This is a genomic window from Bartonella sp. AA9NXGY, assembly GCF_042196845.1.
In the GTDB taxonomy this organism is placed as follows: domain Bacteria; phylum Pseudomonadota; class Alphaproteobacteria; order Rhizobiales; family Rhizobiaceae; genus Bartonella.
The window spans coordinates 42689-60015 of record NZ_JBHIRB010000005.1; the positions used below are offsets into that span (position 1 = coordinate 42689).

The 17327-nt window shown below is 38.0% G+C and carries 11 protein-coding genes and 1 pseudogene; 10 read left to right on the forward strand and 2 right to left on the reverse strand.

Annotation, left to right across the window (positions count from 1 at the left end; all coding sequences use genetic code 11):
* Window position 1 precedes the first annotated feature (1 nt).
* The 5 genes from ACFIM6_RS03830 (at window position 2) to ACFIM6_RS03850 (ending at window position 5773) form a co-directional block, all read left to right on the forward strand.
* Window positions 2–913 (forward strand): F0F1 ATP synthase subunit gamma, encoded by a 912-nt coding sequence (locus ACFIM6_RS03830; RefSeq protein WP_375611723.1) that lies wholly within the window; start codon window positions 2–4, stop codon window positions 911–913.
* A 19-nt stretch (window positions 914–932) separates the two neighbouring features.
* The gene (gene atpD, locus ACFIM6_RS03835) at window positions 933–2558 is read left to right on the forward strand and encodes a F0F1 ATP synthase subunit beta (RefSeq protein WP_375611724.1); all 1626 of its coding nucleotides are present in this window, start codon (window positions 933–935) and stop codon (window positions 2556–2558) included.
* 108 nt (window positions 2559–2666) lie between these two features.
* Window positions 2667–3083, forward strand: coding sequence for an ATP synthase F1 subunit epsilon (atpC, locus tag ACFIM6_RS03840; RefSeq protein ID WP_375611725.1), 417 nt, complete (start codon window positions 2667–2669; stop codon window positions 3081–3083).
* A gap of 23 nt (window positions 3084–3106) precedes the next feature.
* Window positions 3107–4735 (forward strand): MFS transporter, encoded by a 1629-nt coding sequence (locus ACFIM6_RS03845; protein WP_375611726.1) that lies wholly within the window; start codon window positions 3107–3109, stop codon window positions 4733–4735.
* A gap of 30 nt (window positions 4736–4765) precedes the next feature.
* Complete coding sequence (locus ACFIM6_RS03850; protein WP_375611727.1) at window positions 4766–5773, forward strand: HlyD family secretion protein; 1008 nt, start codon at window positions 4766–4768, stop codon at window positions 5771–5773.
* 469 nt (window positions 5774–6242) lie between these two features.
* Here the strand turns inward: ACFIM6_RS03850 and ACFIM6_RS03855 are convergent, their stop codons facing one another.
* Window positions 6243–6527 (reverse strand): hypothetical protein, encoded by a 285-nt coding sequence (locus tag ACFIM6_RS03855; protein WP_375611728.1) that lies wholly within the window; start codon window positions 6525–6527, stop codon window positions 6243–6245.
* Window positions 6528–7377: 850 nt separating this feature from the next.
* Between ACFIM6_RS03855 and ispG the strand changes: the two genes are divergently transcribed.
* The 3 genes from ispG to ACFIM6_RS03870 all read left to right on the forward strand — a co-directional run bounded on the left by ispG (window position 7378) and on the right by ACFIM6_RS03870 (window position 11674).
* Window positions 7378–8619 (forward strand): flavodoxin-dependent (E)-4-hydroxy-3-methylbut-2-enyl-diphosphate synthase, encoded by a 1242-nt coding sequence (gene ispG / locus ACFIM6_RS03860; protein WP_375611729.1) that lies wholly within the window; start codon window positions 7378–7380, stop codon window positions 8617–8619.
* Between the two features lie 577 nt (window positions 8620–9196).
* Entirely contained in the window at window positions 9197–10273 is a 1077-nt protein-coding gene (locus tag ACFIM6_RS03865) for an MFS transporter (RefSeq protein WP_375611775.1), read from the forward strand.
* Window positions 10274–11350: 1077 nt separating this feature from the next.
* Window positions 11351–11674 (forward strand): hypothetical protein, encoded by a 324-nt coding sequence (locus ACFIM6_RS03870; protein ID WP_375611730.1) that lies wholly within the window; start codon window positions 11351–11353, stop codon window positions 11672–11674.
* A 1731-nt stretch (window positions 11675–13405) separates the two neighbouring features.
* On the opposite strand, the gene ACFIM6_RS03875 is transcribed toward ACFIM6_RS03870, so the two are convergent.
* On the reverse strand, window positions 13406–14308 hold the full coding sequence (locus ACFIM6_RS03875; RefSeq protein ID WP_375611731.1) for a polyprenyl synthetase family protein: 903 nt from the start codon (window positions 14306–14308) through the stop codon (window positions 13406–13408).
* 424 nt (window positions 14309–14732) lie between these two features.
* On the opposite strand from ACFIM6_RS03875, the gene rpmF reads away from it, so the two are divergent.
* Window positions 14733–14912: a 50S ribosomal protein L32 gene (gene rpmF / locus ACFIM6_RS03880; protein ID WP_005774555.1), complete on the forward strand. Its 180-nt coding sequence runs from the start codon at window positions 14733–14735 to the stop codon at window positions 14910–14912.
* A 1478-nt stretch (window positions 14913–16390) separates the two neighbouring features.
* Window positions 16391–17109: pseudogene (locus ACFIM6_RS03885) on the forward strand (tyrosine-type recombinase/integrase); the annotation flags it as partial.
* Between the last annotated feature and the right edge of the window lie 218 nt (window positions 17110–17327).

The following is a 17327-nucleotide window of genomic DNA, read 5'->3' on the forward strand; positions in this document are numbered from 1 at the left end:
AATGGCTTCACTAAAAGATCTTAGAGACCGTATCGCTTCGGTTAAAGCAACACAAAAGATTACCAAAGCTATGCAAATGGTTGCAGCGGCAAGGTTGCATCGTGCTCAAGAGGCAGCGCAGTCTGCACGCCCTTATGCGAAGAGAATGGCTGATATTTTGACCAGTGTTGCTGCTGATGTAGATGGTGTTGATGCGCCTACTCTTATGCGTGGTACGGGGCGCGATGATGTGCATCTTTTGGTGGTGTGTACTGCTGAGCGCGGTTTGTGTGGTGCTTTTAATGTGCAAATTGCTCGTCGTGCACGTGAACAGATTAAGGCATTGTTGGCGGCTGATAAAATAGTAAAAATTATCACTGTGGGTAAAAAGGGCGCGGATATTTTATCGCGTGATTACAAAGGTTTGATAATTGACCATATCGATTTGCATGCTGTAAAGCGAATTGGTTTTGCAGAGGCAGTGATGATTAGTCAACGGATTGTTGATTTATTCAATGAAGGCGCTTTCGATGTTTGTACGCTGTTTTATTCTGAATTTGTTTCCGTAATTAATCAGCGTCCAACAGCTTTGGATTTGATTCCAATGGTTGCTCCAAAAGCAACTGTTAGGGCAATAGATATTGTGGAGCAAACCGATCATAACAAAGGTTCACAATCGATTGTTTATGAATATGAACCTGATGCTGCGTCTCTTTTAGAGGCCCTTGTACCACGTAATCTTTCGGTGCAAATCTTTCGGGCTTTGCTAGAAAATGTTGCTGGTGAAATGGGCGCCAAGATGACAGCTATGGATAATGCATCGCGCAATGCGGGTGAAATGATTAGTAAATTGACGGTGGCTTATAATCGTCAACGTCAAGCACAGATTACGACAGAATTGATCGAAATTATTGCGGGCGCTGAAGCGCTTTAAATGGAGAAGGTAAGGATTGATGGTAAAAGCAGTAACCTCAAGCAAAGGAACAGAAAAAGGTGAAAAAAAGAAACCAGCTGCTCGTTCCAGCGTGAAAAAAGCCGCTTCGAAATCTCAAGTGGATGTAAAGGCTTCCTCTGTACCTGCGCGTGATGCAGCTAAAGATACACCTGTAAAAAAAGATACATCCGCAAAAAAAGAAGAGCGTGCAAAAGGCGCTGTTGGTGAAATCAAGCAGATTATTGGTGCTGTCGTTGATGTGCAATTTGAAGGTGAATTGCCAAATATTCTCAACGCTTTGGAAACAGAGAATTTAGGTAATCGCTTAGTATTAGAAGTTGCGCAGCATTTGGGTGAAAATACTGTGCGTACGATTGCTATGGATACGACTGATGGTTTGATGCGGGGCCAAAAGGTTGTGGATACAGGCACACAAATTAGCGTTCCTGTAGGAGAAGCAACGTTGGGACGTATTATGAATGTGATTGGGGAACCGGTGGATAATGTGGGACCAATCGCTTCAACCAAAACACGTTCTATTCACCAAGAGGCACCTGAATATGTTGAACAATCGACTGTTTCGGAAATTCTTGTCACCGGTATTAAAGTCGTGGATTTGTTAGCCCCTTATTCTAAAGGAGGTAAAATTGGCTTGTTTGGTGGTGCTGGTGTTGGAAAAACCGTTCTCATTATGGAGCTTATAAACAATATTGCAAAGGCACATGGTGGCTATTCTGTATTTGCTGGTGTGGGAGAACGTACACGTGAAGGAAATGATCTTTATTATGAAATGATCGAAAGCCGCGTGAATGTGAATCCAAAAGAGAATAATGGTTCAACGGAAGGGTCAAAGTGTGCCCTTGTTTACGGGCAAATGAATGAACCACCAGGAGCGCGTGCGCGTGTGGCTCTTTCAGGATTGACAATTGCAGAAAGTTTCCGTGATGAAGGACAAGATGTTCTCTTCTTTGTGGATAATATTTTCCGTTTCACGCAAGCAGGAGCTGAGGTGTCTGCTCTTTTAGGGCGTATTCCTTCTGCTGTGGGGTATCAGCCAACTTTGGCAACAGATATGGGGGCGTTGCAAGAACGTATTACTAGTACAAAAACAGGCTCTATTACTTCCGTTCAGGCAATTTATGTTCCGGCAGATGACTTGACGGATCCGGCGCCGGCAGCGTCTTTTGCTCATTTGGATGCAACAACTGTTCTTTCGCGCTCTATTGCGGAAAAGGGGATTTATCCAGCGGTTGATCCGCTTGACTCTTTCTCGCGTATGTTGGATCCATTGATTGTGGGGGAAGAGCATTACACTGTTGCTTGTCAAGTGCAAACCATTTTACAACGTTATAGAGCGCTTCAGGATATTATTGCTATTCTTGGAATGGATGAACTTTCTGAAGATGACAAATTGCTGGTGGGGCGGGCGCGTAAAATTGAACGTTTCCTTTCGCAACCTTTCCATGTTGCGGAAGCCTTTACTGGTTCACCGGGGAAACTCGTTCCTTTGGAAGAGACAATCAAAGGCTTTAAGGGGCTTTGTGCTGGCGATTATGATGATTTGCCAGAAGCTGCTTTTTATATGGTTGGTTCGATTGATGAAGCACTTGAAAAAGGAAAGCGTCTCATGGCAGAGGCTTCTTAGTAAGAAGCTTCTTATTCAAGAGAAAACTGTCATGGGTATTTTTCGTTAAAAAGGACGAGTCGTTGGAGAAAACGGAGAGTCCTTATATCGGGTATTGTGGAGACTTTTGTGGAAAACAATAGAGAAGAGCATTTTTTATTTGAGCTTGTATCGCCTGAAAAAATTGTGTTTTCAGAGCAGGTCGTGTCTGTTGTTCTTCCTTCAGCCTCAGGTTATCTGACAGTTATGGCGCATCATGCGCCATTGGTGGCAAGTATTGTGTTGGGCAGTGTTCGTGTTCGCACCTCTGTGGGTGAAAAATTATTTGTTGTATGCGGGGGCGTTGCAAATATTACCTTTTCAGGCTGCTCTTTATTGGTAGAGCACGTTGTGGCTGTAGAGAATCTTTCTTTTGATGTATTAGAACAGCAGATTTTGCAGATTCAAGCGACGTTAGAAGGAGGGACAAGTGATGAGGACAATCATAAAATAGAGGCTTTTTTCCAGCAGTTGTCAGCTGATGGTGCTGTGTTGATAGAAGCGTAGCAGAGTATACAGGAAAAGATGACATGAGCGGAAAAAAGAGTACGGTTGTGTCTGCTAAAAGGAGTGCAAAACCTTTTCCTCATCCTGGTCGTGTCTTTGCGGGACCTTTGCCAAAGTGCTTTGTTTATATTTTTGCTTCTCTTATTTTGCAATGGGCTTATGGTTTAGGGGCTAATATTGTTCAGTCTAACATTGTCCATCTTACGGGTGATTTTCATGCAACTTTGGCCGAGACGACATGGCTGGTAGCGGCTTATATGGCGCCAAATGTGAGTGTAGCGATTATGTTGATCAAAATCCGCTATCAATTTGGGCTGCGCGCTTTTGCTGAATTATCAATTCTTGGCTTTGTTTTGGTTTGCGTGTTGCAGCTCTTTGTTACGGATTTGCGTTCTGCATTGATTATTCGCTTTTTTGCTGGGATTGCTGCTGCTCCTTTGGCTTCGCTTGCGCTGCTTTATATGATGGAGGCTTTTGCTCCAGCAAAGAAGTTTACTGTTGGTCTTAGTTTGAATTATATGAATGCGGCTTTAGCGGCACCTTTATCACGTTTGATTTCTCCTGATTTGCTGGAAAATGGTGGTTTTTCCAGTCTTTCCGCTCTGGAAATGGGGTTGGTTCTTATCAGCTTGGTCTGTATCTATACTTTGCCTCTTACTCCTGTTGTGCGTAGTAAGGTTATTCAAAAATTAGATTGGATAAGCTATGGTTTGATTGCTCTTGGTCTTGGATTAAATGCTGTGATCATGTCTGTTGGCATATTGTATTGGTGGTATGAAGCACCATGGATTGGTTGGGGGCTCGCACTTGCTATTTTCTCGTTGGCTATTGCTATTATTATTGAGCTTAATAGAGAAAAACCGTTGATTGATCTCCGTTGGATTTTCAGTAAAGAAATGGTCCAATCTGTTTTTATTTTATTTATTTTTCATGTTTTTTTATTGGAGCGGTCAAATTTGCCCGTGGGGTTTTTTAATCTTTTTGGTTTGCTCAATCGTGAGATGGCGCCCATGTATCTTGCGGTGACATTAGGGATTCTGTTAGGGGGGGCTATTTGTGTCTTTTTTTTACGGGCGGGGCGTGAGGATTATTTTTATTTGTTGTCTTTGGGTTGTTTGGCGTTAGGAGCTTATTTAGATAGTCATGTAAACCATTTAACGCGCCCACAAGATATGATGTTGAGCCAAGGGTTGGTGAGTTTTAGTTATGCACTTTTTTTGCCTCCTGCTCTTTTCAAAGGGTTTGTGATCGCTGGTGAGCGAGGACCGCGTTACGTTTTAAGTTTTATTGCTGTTTTTTTGCTAACGCAAGTGACAGGGGGATTGATGGGGTCGGCTTTTTTTGGCAGCCTTCAGTTTTATTTTGCCCATAAGAACTTTGAGTCCTTAACACAAAATATTATTATTACTGATCCGCTTATTTCTGGTGAGATGAATACTTTATTTTCGCCTTCTTATGGTGTTTCTGTTCCCAATGGCTTGAGAAGTGAGCAGGGTACTTCTATGTTGATAGAGAAATTTAAGTTAACAGCAAATATTTTTGCTTATGATGACGTTTTTCGGCTTTATTTTTATATTTCAATGGTTGTATTCGTTATTTTTCTTGTCACAATGATTGTTAAGTCATGCTCTTTGCGTGCATTAGAAAAGTAGAGTAATGTCATAGAAAGAGGGGTGCAAAAAATGATAAAAAAATTACGGTCAAAAGCTACGATTGTTGCATTCCTATCGGGCATTACGGGTGTTTTGCTGATTTTGTGGGCTTGGAGGCTTCCTCCTTTTGTGAGTAACATTCAAATAACGGATAATGCTTCTATTAAGGGCAATGTTACTCTGGTTAGTTCACAGATCTCTGGGGTGATTGCACGGATTTATGTGCAAGATTATCAACGTGTTGAAAAGGGAATGCTGCTTTTTGAGCTCGATGATTCTCTTTTTCGGCAGCAGCTTGCACGGGCACAGGCTGTTCTCGATTCAAAAAATGCAAAACTGGCAAGTATTGAATTACAAGCACAGCTTTTGCAGGGCGAAATTAATACAGCAGAGGTGGAATTGGCGCGTTCACGAGCATTTTCCAATGTTGTTCCAGATAGTAAAAAGTTAGGTTTTGGTGATGCGGCAAGTTCTGTTTCTCGTCCTCTTTCACAACTCTTGACAGCTCTCGAAACAAAACGCCAATTGCAAAAACAATTGGATCTTGAACGGCAAAGTTTACAGTCAGAAATTGCGGGAGCGAAGGTGAGTGTTGAGTTGGCAAAACTTAATCTCGATCACACAAAGATTTTATCTCCTCGAACAGGCTATATTGGATTAGTTGGAGCGCGGGTAGGGCAATATGTTATGCCGGGGACACAATTGGTCTCTGTTATTTCTGATGATATTTGGATTATTGCTAATTATAAGGAAACGCAACTTTCTCAGATGCGTGTGGGACAACCGGTTGTTTTTTCTGTTGATGCATTGAACAACAAAAAGTTAACAGGGCGTGTGGTTCGTTTTGCACCTGCTACAGGCTCAGAGTTTTCATTGTTAAAAACGGATACGACAATTGGTAATTTTATCAAAATTGCGCAACGTATTTCAGTACGGATTGCTTTAGATCCTGGGCAGGAAGGGATTGAAAAACTCATTCCTGGCATGTCCGTGGTTACCTATGTAGATACTTCGCAGCGAGTCGATTCTGGAGGATGAAATTTTGGGTTTTTTCAGTTTAATTTTTGCGTCATTTACTTATAGCAAGTGGTTGTTTACATTGGAAGATTTCGTTTGGTTTGCTATACTACATGTTTTAAAGCTCTTAGGCTTCTTATACTTTTATGTCATGATGTAAAATAATGTTCCTTAGAATATTAAAGCGCATGCATCTTTACTCACTTCCATTTCTTTTGAACTAACTCAGTAGGGGGGGTGGAGTATTGGAAGCTTTGCTTGTGGTTTTGCACAACACTGTCCTTTGAGGTGTGGTGTCACCGCATGTTTGGAAGATGGGGGTAGGGGGATGCCAGATAAAAAACTGGATTATAGACTGGGTCGGATGGGAAACTTATCCTTTTGGGTGAGGGCGTAAAGTTAGGAGGAAGACGTAAAGTTTATATTTTGTAAACCATAAAAATGCCCGTTTTAAGGCGGGCATTAAAAGGGAAGGTTATTGGTTGTGTTATTAATTTTTACGGATCAGTAAGAAGCTTACTAAAACGACTCCTGCTGCTAATGCGAGGGTTTTTTTAGGATTTTCTTTCGCTTTTTTCTTTAATTCTGTAGCATGTTCGTTGAGGTGATAAAGTGCGTGACGGCCTTTTTGTTTCCATGTGTTAAACAGCTCAGAAATATTTTCAAAGCTATCATTTTGAAAACTCCAATGATTTACGGGGACCAGCTCTCTTTTTAATTGTGCTATACGTTTTTTAATTTTAGCATTTTTTCTATGGGGTGAAAATAGACACATTTATTGACTCCTTCATGTGTTAAATTGTTGTGTGACAGTTGGGATGGTGTTTGGGGTTTTGCTATAACGGCTTGAACATTGAAAGGTTGCATTGATAATGCCGCGCGTGGGTGAGATGAGAATTAAAAGTTTGGGTTTAATGAGGCATTTCTTAATGTACTTGAGTTCATTTCGTGATGGTGTTTGTTAAGGATGTAAGGTAAAAATTTTTACAAAATGGTGTAAGATTCATTCATAAAGATGGTGGGCGATGTCTTCATTTTTTTGTTTGTTTAAAGTGTTGGGATAGCTTTTGGCACTTGAAATAGTTTATAAGGAGTTTTTATCTATCTATTCTCTTGTGGCTGTAGGGAGTGGTATTGATTGATTCAATTAAGAAGATTTAAAATGAGGAAATCTTACGATATTTGGGGTTGCTATTCAAATTTGTAAAAAATAGATTATTATAAATCAATATGTTGGATTAATTTGGCGATGTCTTTCATGCATTTTTAAAAATTGCGCTTTGATAGGCGTTATCTGTTGTGTTGTAAAACATTGTTTTGTGGTGACGTTGATTAAGGTATCGGCATGCAACTTAAAAATACAGTATTGTCTCTGTTTTGTTTCAGTTTCTTTTTGAAGCAACCAAGTGTAGAAGTATAAACTTGAACAGAAGTAGTAGAACTTATCCGGTGCGTCTATAGAATGAATCTACCTATGAATTGTATTGCATCAGTGTTAGTAGGTAGAACCTTTTGAGAGCAATCTGTTAAGATTGGTGGGCGGTGTAATTTTCGTCCTTTGAAGCGCGGAGGAAGTCAATGTAAATAATGATTGATAGCGCAGGTTTTAAAAATTTGAGGACTTGATGAGTACGACCTATTTTTTATCTAAACCACTTGAGCGTCGTCGATCTGTTGGTGTTGTTGTTGGTGATGTGATTATTGGGGGGCAGAGCCCGATAGTTGTACAGTCAATGACTAATACAGATACCGCTGATGTTGATGCAACTGTTTCTCAAGTAGCTGCTCTTTGGCAAGCTGGTTCACAATTGGTTCGAATTACTGTTGATCGCGATGAAGCGGCGGCGGCTGTACCAAAAATACGGGAGCGATTGGAGAGGTTAGGATTTTTTATCCCATTGGTGGGGGATTTTCATTATATTGGTCATAAGCTTTTATCTGAGCATCCTGCGTGTGCTGAGGCGCTTGCAAAATATCGCATCAATCCTGGAAATGTTGGTTTTGGCGCAAAAAAAGATCGTCAATTTGCAGAAATTATAGAGATTGCTTGTCGGTATCATAAACCTATTCGCATTGGCGTGAATTGGGGCTCTCTTGATAATGCGTTGTTAACACGGCTTATGAATGAAAATGCACAGCAAGAAAATCCTTTATCGGTTGCTGAAGTGATGCGGGAAACTGTTGTTCAGTCGGCTTTGCTTTCGGCTGCTTTAGCAGAAGAGTTAGGATTGGGGCGTGATAAAATTATTCTTTCTGCTAAAGTGAGTGATGTCCAAGATCTTATTGCTGTTTATACCACCTTGGCGGCGCGTTGTGATTATGCTCTTCATTTGGGATTAACGGAAGCTGGGATGGGAACAAAGGGCATTGTTGCTTCTTCGGTGGCTTTGGGTATTTTATTACAGCAAGGGATTGGTGATACGATACGAATTTCCTTAACACCAAAACCTGGTGGTGATCGGACACGAGAAGTAAAGGTGGGGCAAGAACTTTTGCAAGTGATGGGGTTTCGGCAATTTTTGCCTGTTGTTGCGGCTTGTCCTGGTTGTGGGCGCACAACCTCAACGGTCTTTCAACAATTGGCACAAAAAATTGAAGCAGATTTATACAAAAATATGCCTGTTTGGCGTGAAAAATACCCTGGCGTTGAAAGCTTGAAGGTTGCTGTGATGGGATGTATCGTCAATGGACCGGGGGAGTCAAAGCATGCGGATATTGGAATCTCTTTGCCTGGAGTGGGGGAAAGTCCTGCGGCACCTGTTTTTATTGAGGGACAAAAGGTAAAAATTTTACGGGGTGATCACATTGCTGAAGAATTTGAAGCGCTTTTGAGTGATTATATTCATACACGCTTTGGGCAAGGTTGAGGTAAAAATCGCATAAGGTTGAAGTAAAAAGGGTGTGTCGTTTTTTTTAAAACAAGCTGTCTTCAATGTGAAGAGGGTGCTGTTGTATGCTGCTTTAGCTATGGTCAATACTGTTGTTGGTTGCTTATTATTTTAGGTAAAACCAGATGATATGCCTGTTTTAGAATCAGAAGCTTATGAAGGATATTAATGAGTTTGAGTGTGTTAAGACTATTAAGCAAAACGATATGAATACTTTAAATGGATCCGTAAATGTTGTTGCTGGTTTTTTGGCTGCTCTTGAGACAGTAAAATATTTAACGGATTCTTCAAATATCAAATTATAGAAAGAACATTGTTTATTGATTTTTCAGGCATTTTCCCAGCATTTTTTGGGGTATCAAATTGATAGGATTGGAAATCCTTATAGCGATTATAGTCCTATTTGTCGTAAAATGTAAGCTTTTATATTGATATAAAATGATGTATACGGGTGCCTTTTTTGGCGTTATTGGGGGAGTGCATGACAAGTATATTAGCGTTTGGCTTTTTATTTAACGGTATAAGGATTTTAACTGGCGCCTTTATTGTCTTTTATATGCTTGAAAAAGGCTTAACGCTTATTGATATAGGTGTCATTAAGTCGTTTCAGGCTTTTATTATGATGGTTACCGATATTCCTCTGGGATATTTTGCTGATCGAAAAAGTTATAAAATATCGATCGTTTTGGCAGCGGCTTTTGCTGCCACATGGCTCTTTCTCATGGGATTTTCTACAAGCTTTTATGGTTTTCTTTTGGCAGAAACTTTTAATGCCTTATCGCTGACATTAATTGCTGGAGCCTATAATGCTTTACTTGTTCAATATGCAAAAGAAAAATTGACATCCACTAAAAAAGTGCTTGGTTCCAGCTCTCAATATAATTACATCGGCATGTTTATATTCAGTTTAATCGGGGCATATTTTGCTGATTATTCTAGCCAATATATATGGTATATCGCGGCGTTTTTAATGTTGATGACGACACTATTTGGTTTGTTTTTTCTTGATGACTTGAAGGGGGAGAAAAAACCAAATAAAGCGAATTCTCTCATTTGTGAAGCTAAGGAGATGTTATCTATTTTTATTAAAGTTCCTTATATCTCTTTATGCTTTTATTTTTCATTGATTTTTTTCAATATATTCTCGCAGTATTGGCAGTGGATATTTAAAGATCATAATATTAATATCACTTATTTTGATCTTGGTGTGACATTTTCATTGATATTGCTCTCTCAGCTCTTGGCTAGTTTTCTCTTTACAAAACTAAGTGAAAGAGTGAATTTTATTTTACTGTTGTTTCTTTCGGCTTTACTGATTTCTACAGTCGCTTTCTTTGAACCAAGAAAAGAAATGGCTGTCATTTTAGTCTGTATGATTTTTTATCTCATTAAGTATACATATCTTCGTGTAGAAGTTATCTTGCACGATAGTATTAGTGATCATTTCAGGGCTACATATGAATCTTTCTTGTCAACCGTTGGGAGATTTAGCTTATTGGTATTTTTTTACATGAGTGCGTATATGGTCAATATATTTGGCTTTTTCTCACTCGTTTATATTTTTGCTATTTATTTATTGATTTACTTGTTGGCGGTATTTTTTTTAGAAGGAACTCTCAAAAAAGTTCAGTGAAAATATTAACTTATTACGATACGTATTTTATAGGGTTTCATAGTGGGGCAAGGCTTTTATTTATTAAGGCGCATCGTTGTTTTTGCATGTTGAATGAGAAAGCTGAATAGTCTCAGTTATTCTTATTTAAAATCTATGTATGTTGAAGCAATCAAAGTCACCTGCTTGTACGTTATAAGTGGGCGTGGCATAACAATCATTACAAAAGAAATGAAAATGCTGCTCATGAATATTGCACAAAGAGTTGCTGACAAGAGTGGACGCTGATAAAGAAAATGATTGTGCCAGATTATATGCTTATTAAGGAATGGTGATAGAGCAGTTTTCCCATTTTCATTGGTTCCTTGCTGGTAACCCTTTATCTCATTAGAGCTAATTTAAGCAGTCGGACAATTTATAGCCTGTCCTCATAAGAATTCCCGTATGATCGATTTTGATATTTTGATGATCTATTTTATTGTTGGTATATTTAGCGGATTTTACCATTGCCTCCTTTAAAATATCAATCATCTTGTTGAGATAATTTTTTTACGTTGTACATTCTCATTTTTGAGTATTTTCTCTTTGATTGTGGCGTTAGCTCTGTATTTTCTGATGTTAGAAAATACTCTTATCCAGATAATAAACTTATCTATGGAAACTTTGAATGATATCTCCCCTCGTTGAGAGGGAATAAAACCAAGTACAGAAATATTGTTGAGTACAATTTGCTATAAATAAGCCACAAGAAAACAGCATATATTGATATATTTGATAGGAATCTGTTAAGCCGTACAAATTATGGTCATTAAAAGGTAAAGCGATGAAATCGTTATCCATAACGCGTGTTGTAACATTTATAACTCTTTTTTTGTATCTGTGTTGTTGGGATGTACGCGCGTAGATAGTCTAGAGTAGTATAATAAACTTTACGAAGAATATATAAGTGAAAAATACGAGGCTTTTGAACATTTTCAAAAGCAAGAACAAGCAAGAAATTTCGTCTATAGCCGTGGCTATCAGAATATCGTACCAAAGTTTGACATTATACGGCATCGTCACATACTGATTGTTTTATGTGGACGTTTTGTTAATTTATTGCGTGGTGATTATAATGAATGGATATCAGCAGATATGTTACTCAATGTCATAAGCAGTTTGCGTTATGACTATAATTGGAGAGAAAGCGATTTTATCTGGGCTTATAATATGTCTATGAATTCTACCGACCCCATGATTGATTACGCGAAAAAGTTTCTTAATTCTTCAAGTGAAAATGGCATGAGTTTCAAAACACAAATGATTGATCTCGTGTCGAGTATGAGGACCGGTGATGATGAAAATGTTAAACAAATAGCGCGTTTTTGCATAGAGCTAAACACGATATATGACATGATGAAACCAAGAAGAATTTACAAATGACATTGAATGGATAATGAGAAAAATTCTCTCGAAGGATATTCAATGGCTATAATACTCTTGATAATTGCGGCATTTTCTTGGCCATGTTGCATGTTTTTTTATTATGGCTTCAAAAGGTGGACATATTTTCCAGCTTTTACAACAGGCATAGGTTCACTTACAATGATGCTTTTCATCTTAATAAGAAAATTGCACTTAAAGGAGGAAATTTGCACTTGGATTGAAAAAACTACTTATCACAAATTAGATTGCGCTATTATATATAATAATAAGGACTTTTTTATCTTTCTGTTGCAATGATCATTCTCTGTTTATCTTATCAATTCTCTTTTTATGTGATGAATTGAATAAACGAGATAAAGAGCGTGATGAATTAAAGTTGTACAGTGATCATGATTATTATTCAATTGAAGTTATTACACACTTTTGTAAATAAAAATGTTTCTTCTTTTGAAGGAGCATGCCGACACAATTATTCACTTTGCTAGCCCCTAATGTTGCGGACAGCCCTTGGCTTTTAAGACGTTCATAAGAGGCAGTTTTTAGTCTTTTCTTTGATGTTTTGCCCCACACGGCTTTTCCCGCTTGTGACGTGCAAGCAAGTGATTTTGATTGATTTAACATACACAGATTTGAAATGAGAGAATCTTACGGTATTCAGGGTTCTTATTCAAGTTAAAAACCGCAAATTATCATTATAAATCAATGTATTATATATTTCTTGCTAAGAAAAGAGAGATCGGTAATAATATTTTTTTGGTCTTTCGTTCTATTGAAATTAATGGCTTTATTTATCCTGTTATGCCGTAACATACTGTCATTTGAGGGGTGGTGAAGGTATCTTGTTTGATACATTAAGTATTTTAAGAAGTGTATGGTGAATATTCTTAAGTCTTGTTTATTGCGTCTTTAGTTTAAGTGAATCGCATGCGTGGAAAACGAGAGAAACCTACTCGGTAGGACACTAGACTGTTTACAGAGCAGATTGGATTAAAAGACTTTGTTCTTTGAGGGTGGCATAAAAATCAAAATAGCCATTATATTCATTTTTTTCTGATATTTTAAATACGAGCTTCAAAAAAATGATGCCTAAACTAAACAACGAGCACTTTTGTAAAAGTGTTTTTAGAGAGCAAGTAATACACGAGTGAATTTACAGAATGTGACCATATTTGATCTTTTACAACAAGATAGCGTGGAAAGGCATAAAAATTACGACTCTTTACTGAGGGCAGTGTACTCCTAGGGTTGGCAATAAACAACAGATGACTTTGATAAGGCTACAAAGCCAATCGGCATTTTTATTGTTTTTTGCGGGTTTATAAAATGCCTTGTTTTATTACTTATTCTGTTTATTTTTTGCCTTATCGTTAGAAGATTAAAGACATAAAGGAGAAAACGAGTTTTTCTCTTTCCGGTTGTTTTTTATTCGGCTTTAAAGCACCCACTACCCACTGTAATATCTTTTAAAACATGGTGATTACGCATTGTTTTACATTTTGTTTCTTTTAGTCTTTAATGAAAGGCATTTTTCATGCAAAATAGGATACCTAGAATGCATTTGTGTTATAAATTTACGCGGCTTGTTTTAATGAAATTCCTCTTAAGATTTGTCGCACCCATTTCATGATAAGGACTATAATGGAGATTAATGGTAATGTTTCTTGGAAAAGTCTATTATGCATTCAATAAATATGACGGTGTACACTATGTACAATAGGTGGATGAAGTTTAATTTTGGCGTATTGCACTAAAGTGTGCTGCTTGTTGGAGGGGGAGTGCTTTAGCGCCAAAAGGATGTAAGAATGCTTCTGCTTTACTGATGAGTGTATCTCGCTTTTTTTGGGTTTCTTTAATGCCGTAAAGATGAACAAAAGTGGCTTTTTGTGCCGTTTCATCTTTCCCAGCCGTTTTTCCTAGGGTTTGCGTGTTGGCGGTGACATCAAGAAGGTCATCGGTTAATTGAAAAGCTAAACCAAGATAGGTACCAAAATCAGTAAGTTTTTCAGTTAATTCTTTAGATGCATTGCCAATGATGGCACCTGCTTGGCAAGCAAAGCTTATCAGGGCTGCTGTTTTCATGTGTTGTAGAGTGATGATGTCAGTACTTTCTTGCGGTCTTTTTTCAGCTTCAAGGTCCAGCATTTGTCCACCTAACATACCGCCAAGTCCTGCCGATTGTGCAAGAGACGTGATCAGCTTGATTCTAATATCTGTAGATAAAATACTAGCTTTATGAGCAATAATTTCAAAGGCAAATGTTAAGAGGGCATTGCCTGCTAGAATTGCTGTTGCTTCATCAAATGCTATATGGACGGTGGGTTTTCCACGCCGGAGTATATCGTTATCCATAGCGGGAAGATCATCATGAATGAGCGAATAACAATGGATACATTCTAAGGCACATGCAACATCAAGAGAATGTTCTACAGGGACGTCAAAAAGTGCAGCACTTTGAATTACAAGAAAAGGACGCAAGCGTTTTCCACCGTTCAGCACACCATAGCGCATGGCTTTGATTAAGTTTTTAGGGCGTGAAATTTCACCATTTTGGATTTGATCACTTAACAGGGTATCAAGCCGTTTTTCAACGGTGTCTCTATGTTTTGCAAGAAGGGTGGTAAATTCGTGCATTCTTGCTTCCTTTGTTTTTACAAAAATGAAATTATGAAGTTTAAAGAGAAAGGTTGTCGCTTTTTCTTGTTTTCATAAATTGGCGTCGTTTTTTATTAAAAATCAACTTCTCTTTTTATCCGTATCTCTACTGTATGCGCAAATCCCTTTTTAAACCAAATAAAAATTGAATGAAGGGCTTATAAAAAAGCTTTCATTGGTGTATAAAATTCTTAAATTTTGCAGTGTTTTTGATATTCATTTGATTATTGTGACACCATTTTTGATAACAGGAAGGTCATTTTTGGTAAGAGGAGGATCATTTTGACATTGCCTCTTCTTTTTTATCAGTGTATAATATCCTCGAATTTTATGGTGTTTTAAATGAAGCATTGTCATTTTTGACATTGCTTTTTCTGTTTTAATGGATTTGGAGTGTCTTTTTATGGCTGTACCTAAACGAAAAACCTCTCCAGCGAAGAGGGGCATGCGCCGTTCGGCTGATGCTCTGAAGGCGCCGACTTATATCGAAGATAAAAATTCTGGTGAATTACGTCGTCCTCATCACATTGATTTGAAAACGGGAATGTATCGTGGGCGTTCCGTTTTAGTGGTTAAAGACTGAGCGTTTTCTTTCTTTTCCAGAGGTGAACTTCTTTTATTGCATCGATCAATACACGCTTGGGGCGTGCATTTTCGCTTTAAGATGAATGTTGAGGTTCCCTTGCATCGTCTTCTATCGATGTGGAACAAGGAATATATCGTGGGCGTTCTGTTTTAGTGGTTAAAACTTTAGCGTTTTCTTTCTTTTCCAGAGGTCAACTTCTTTTATTTCATCGATCAATGCACGCTTGGGGCGTGCATTTTCGCTTTAAGATGAATGTTGAGGTTCCCTTGCATCGTCTTCTATCGATGTGAAACAGGGAATGTATCGTGGGCGTTCTGTTTTAGAGGTTATAAAACTTTAGCGTTTTCTTTCTTTTCCAGTGGTGAACTTCTTTTATGATGACTTCGTTAAGAGCTTGGGTATTGATATAAGTTAGCTCAGTAATAGAATCATTTTGTATCGCACTTAATCTTTATTGACTATAGAGAGAATCCTATTAGACCGTAAAATATCATCGTTTAAGGCGGTTGATCTATGTAAGGCTTTAAGCATACCGGTATTTTTTATGAGAATATTTAAGGCAATGGTTTGTCTATAGGCTTATATTGTGACATGTGATTCTCCTTAAAAAAATAGAGATCGACATCACATTGATTTATAAAGATCATTTGTTGTTTTGCGCCTTGAATGGAAGGTCTATCGTAGGATTTTCTCATTTCAAATTTTTCCCTATGTTGAATCAATGACAATCACTTGCTTTTCGGTCACAAGTGGGGCTGGCATGTGGGTGAAAACTCTATAAAAAGGAAAAATGTTTATAATGAATATTTTCAAATGTAAGAATTGTTGTAACATTGGGGTTAAGTGTATGCTGATGCCAGCGTGCTTTCTTATGAGCAGAAAAGAGAAAACCGTTACAAGACAGAAGGTGTACACATTCAATAACCTTTAGTGCTTTTTATGATAAAGGTATATGAGACTTTTCTATGAATATCACGCTGTCTTTTCATATTTTTGAACTAAGAATTGTCCATATATTTTTCGTATTTTTGTGAATATAAGGGATTTGTTGCGAACAGCTTGTAAAAATAAGTAAACTTAAAACCAGATATGTTATGTGTGGGGGTGAGCAAAGTATTTTATCAAAGCCGGTACGATTCTCCAGTTCATAGCTGGTTTATGAATGATTTTATAGTGTTTCTTACCTAAGTTTATGATTTTTTTGTTATCTGTTCATCACTAGACAACATATTGATTTATATATATAATTCATTGTTTTTCATATTGAATTAGAACCCCGAATAACGTAAGATTCACTCATTTCAAATCTCTCTATCTAGAATCAATCAAAACCACTCGTTTGCACGTCACAAGTGGGATGAGTGTGTGGATAAAATTTGTATAAGAAAGGACTAGAAATGGTTCTTATGAATCGTCTTAAGAGCCAAGGGCTGTCGTAACACCCACGAGCTGGAAAATATAATGATGGTACCGGCTTGCTTCTTCACAAACGTAAGAGATGGGGGTGGTCAATGGATTTACCGTTATACCTTTCACGGGGGCCGCGAAATGGGCTTGGGAGCGTTGCGAGATGTTTCTTTAAACAAGTCCGTGAATTGGCAATTGGGTGGGGTGCTGTTTTACGTGAGGGGCGTGACCCCATTAAAGAACGCGATAAACAAAAGTGTGAGGCAATGCGTAATCTCCATTATTTAAAAAACATTGCTCTAGATGCTTTTGAAAGCCGTAAAGCTGAATTAAAAAATGATGGTGAAGCTTGTAATTGGTTTTTACATTTACGCCTCCATATTCTCCCCAAATTAGGCTGTCTACCCGTTTCAGAGATTACGCAAACAGAGATACGCAATACCCTTGCCTCTATTTGGCATGCAAAAGCTGCAACAGCAGATAAAGCACTGAAGCGTCTTAATCGTTGTCTTAAGCATGCGGTTGCTTTGGGTTTGGATGTTGATTTACAAGCAAAAAAAAGCACGCGCACTCTTAAGGTAAGCAACGCTATAAAACTATTAATAGACTAGCCATGGATTGGAAAGATGTTCCTGCCTTTTATCAGTTACTCTGTAAAACACAAAACATAACACGACTGGCTTTGCGTTTGCTTATCCTGACAGGCGTTCGTACTAATCCTTTGCGTCATATTCGTGAAGATCAGATTGAAGATGATAACTGGACAATTCCTGCTGAGAATATCCAATCTTTAGCGGTCTGTTTAAAATAGAGATTGAGACTTTTAAGAGTTCTATGAATCGTTCTAGATTTTTTGTGTCCGATTGGAGTAAGAATATTGCATATATTTCGTAATCTCTGAAATAAGAAACCTCATTTTGGAAAAATATGAAATTGAAAGGGGCAATGCTAACGTTCATTTTTATTGTTATTTTTTAAGTTAATTTTACAGCTTTCAAAAGTATT